Annotated in this window: 2 protein-coding genes; both read right to left on the bottom strand. The window is 46.0% G+C overall.

Annotated elements, in window-relative coordinates:
* A partial coding sequence (pilM, locus tag OEM52_14515) for a pilus assembly protein PilM (protein ID MDK9701348.1) occupies window positions 1-1,837 on the bottom strand: 1,837 nt, incomplete at its 3' end.
* A 362-nt stretch (window positions 1,838-2,199) separates the two neighbouring features.
* A partial coding sequence (locus OEM52_14510) for an MFS transporter (protein MDK9701347.1) occupies window positions 2,200-3,447 on the bottom strand: 1,248 nt, incomplete at its 5' end.

The raw sequence follows: 3,447 nt of genomic DNA, 5'->3' as shown, positions 1-3,447 counted from the left end.
GCGAGGTATACTCTTGATGCACGGGTTCCAATGCCATCAATCGGTTGAAGAGTTGTTGTTGCTCGTGTTTGGTTTTGATTAACGCTACTTCGGCAATGATTTGAATAATCAACAGCAATAAAACAACCGCCCCTCCAAGAATCGCTACTAACGGTTCTTTCGCCCTTAATTTTAGATTCCTGATTTCCGTTTTCGGCAAGAGGTTAAGCGGTGTCGTCCATGGGGTTAACGCAGCTAATGTCGCTGTTAAATAGCTGGCGGAGTTGTTTACAAACGTTGAATAGAGTTGTTCCGGTACTGATACCCAATCGGACGTGTTGACCGACTCTACCGGAATCCCTGTTCTTGCCGATAGTTCTTCCGGAAACCGCTTCATCTGTGAACCACCGCCGATGAGGATGATTTTTTTAATTGGGTGGTCGTGGAACTTTCCTGCATAAAACGACAGTGAACGCTGTAACTCTTCGGTAAAGGTTTCGATCAATGGTCGTAAAGCTGTGTTGACTTCGTTTACCGTCAGCAAGCCATCGGTTCGACCGTGAGTAGATAGTCCGGGATAACCGTATTTGTACTTGATTCGCTCAGCTTCTTTCCATGCACCCTGTGGTGTAACAGCTGGTGAGAGTTTCTTGGGAATCAAGGCACGGGTAAAATCATCGCCAGAAACTGGAATGTCGCGCAACATCACTGGGATATCGCCATTCATGATGACCATGGTCGACTGCGTCGCACCGACATCCAACACTGCATAGGCTCCAGAATCAGAGATGGCTGGGTTGGTCAGCACTTTACTACGGATAAGTATCTGTGGATATAATCCTTCAATTGCGATACCCAACCGTTGACTGGTGTGTAGTTTTTCCTCTAACTCTATATGATCGAACGGAAGCAATAACCACTGGTTTACAGCGTTTTGGCTGGATAGTTTCCACTGCCGAAACTCGAGTCGGTCTTCTGTAAAGGGCAACTCTTCGCGCACAGCAAAATCAATTGCACGTTTCTCTTCTTCACCAGCTAACTGAGGCAATTCAACCAGTTTGACCTGAATCGGAAGATGTTCATCGATAACTAACCGGAATGCAATTCTACTCTTAAAACGGGAAGCAATGTCACGTATCCGTTCTATTGCTAACAAGTAGTTTCCGTTGGAATCGTTACGCTGTTCCGGATCAAACTCATCGAAGCCGTATCCAACCAGCTGGGATCGGTTTTTCGTGGGCTGTATTGCAACCCACTTTATTCCAGCCCGAGATACCTCGACACCAATTTTCACAATGGCACGGGGCTGTTTATAGGCGGCAGAAACTTCATCAAAAACAGCAATACTTTGGAGGATTACGGGTCCACTGGATTGTTTTCCTGTGGCTGGAGGCCGCGAATCGGATGCCTTTGGAGCGACAGGTTTTGTCCACGCTTCGAGGGGATCTTTTGGCTTTAAATGCCGCTCCATCGCATGTTCAATTTTATTTAGCTCTTCCGAATCCGAATCATCAGACCCGATGATCGGGAGAGGCGGTAGTTCAAAATCGACCATTGATGAGGATTGCGGGGTAGTTGGAGTCTCCAGTAGCGGTTCGGATGGTTGATTTTGCCCCGCGAGGAATTGTTGGGGGGAAATCCCATGTGGTAATAAATCGGAAAGATCTAACAGTGGTGATTTCAGACCTTTCTGTCTACCCTCCGAGGCGGGAGGAGCTGGAATTGATGGTGCCGACTCCCTTAAAGTACTTGGGGTAAAAGAACTCTCTTTGTGAGGATTGAATGCTGCATAATCGTTGTTGGAATCAACAGTAGGATCTTGAAGCGACATCGAAGCGTCCCCGCGTTCAATCTTCATTTCCGGTCCTCCAGGAAGATTGGTTTTACGGGGAGGCAGTTCAAAGTCAGATAGTGATTCTGGTTTGTCCGTTGGCATGTCGTTCAAACACAGTCTCCCAATGTTTTAGGTTTAAACCAGCAAACTTGCTCTATGCTAAATGATTAACAAATAAGCATTTAATAAAATTATTGTTTCAATTATCCCAATCGGTGCACCTTAAGTGTAAACGCGATCATTTACAACGTTTATTCTTTGACAAACACTCTTGTGTTAAATATACACAAAACGCCTATTTCACAATGTCCATAATATATTTTCCTACTAAGAAGAATGCAAATCGATGACTACTCAAAGCGAAAATTAGTGCGGCTCTCGGGGGATTAGACCGATTTGAGTTTTGGGTTCCAGATGATCGTAGTTACAGCATACAACAAGCAGAATAAACTCACGACAGCCATTGCATAAGAAGCTCCGAGTTTCGATGCAATAGAACCAACTAAAAAGTTTCCAATCGGTGAGATTCCTAAAAATGCCGTCGTATAAAAGCCCATCACTCTTCCGCGCAAGTGGTCGGGTGCAAGGGATTGGAGAAGTGTGTTGGTGGATGCCAGCATTGAGATTCCTGCGAACCCAACAAAAGCCAACAAAACCAATGACAACGGAAGTGAGCGGGAAAAAGAAAAGCCTAAGGCACCGATTGCGAGACCAACCGCACCACCTATTACTAACCGACCACGTTTTGCCCCATTCGGAAGTGAAGCTTGCCACAGTCCACCGAATAAAGCTCCGACACCGATTGTACCCATCAGCATCCCTAATCCGCGCACTCCAATCTCAAGGATTTTGTCGGCAAAGACCGGCATTAATACTGTATAAGCAAAACCAAACGCACCAAACACAAGTGTGTTCAAAATCAATGTACGATGAATTGGCGAGTGTCGGATGAAATTGAATGCTTCGTGCCATTCATGGAACACCGACTTTGTTGGTTTATGAGTGTGGGGCAACTCTTTCATTTGCAACAAGGCGATGATAAGCGCTGCATACGATAACGAGTTGAGTAGGAAGCATCCTCCTTCGCCAACAATGGGTACTAACAATCCAGCGATAGCGGGACCTACTAAACGGGCACCGTTGAAAGTAGATGAGTTTAGTGCTACCGCGTTTCCAAGATCTTCTTTTCCAACCAGATCCTGAATGAAAGAAAGCCGAGCTGGCGCATCGACCGCCGCGAACAAGCCAGAAAGGGTTGCAATTAACACAATATGCCACAATTGCACGAAACCGGCAAGGGTAATAAATGCCATAACGGCTGCAGATACTGCAAGTCCAGCTTGGGTAATCAAAAGGAGTTTGCGCTTTCCAGCGCGATCAACCAAAACGCCGCCGAAAGAGCCAAACAGCAAGGAAGGTAATTGCGACATTGCACTAACAATTCCCAGCCAAAAGGGTGATTCGGTCATTTGCCAAACCAACCATCCTTGGGCAAGTGTCTGCATCCAAGTACCAATTAGGGAAATTGCATGACCTGTCCAGTAGAAACGATAGTTCCTATGGGCAAAAGCGCGGAGAATGTTTTGCAGTGGAGAGCTCACAAGAATACTGTACTTCACAAAGTTGGTGTTAAC

Source organism: bacterium (genome assembly GCA_030247525.1).
In the GTDB taxonomy this organism is placed as follows: domain Bacteria; phylum Electryoneota; class JAOADG01; order JAOADG01; family JAOADG01; genus JAOTSC01.
Note: the sequence above shows the minus strand (reverse complement) of the source record. Positions and strands in the feature narration are given on the sequence as shown.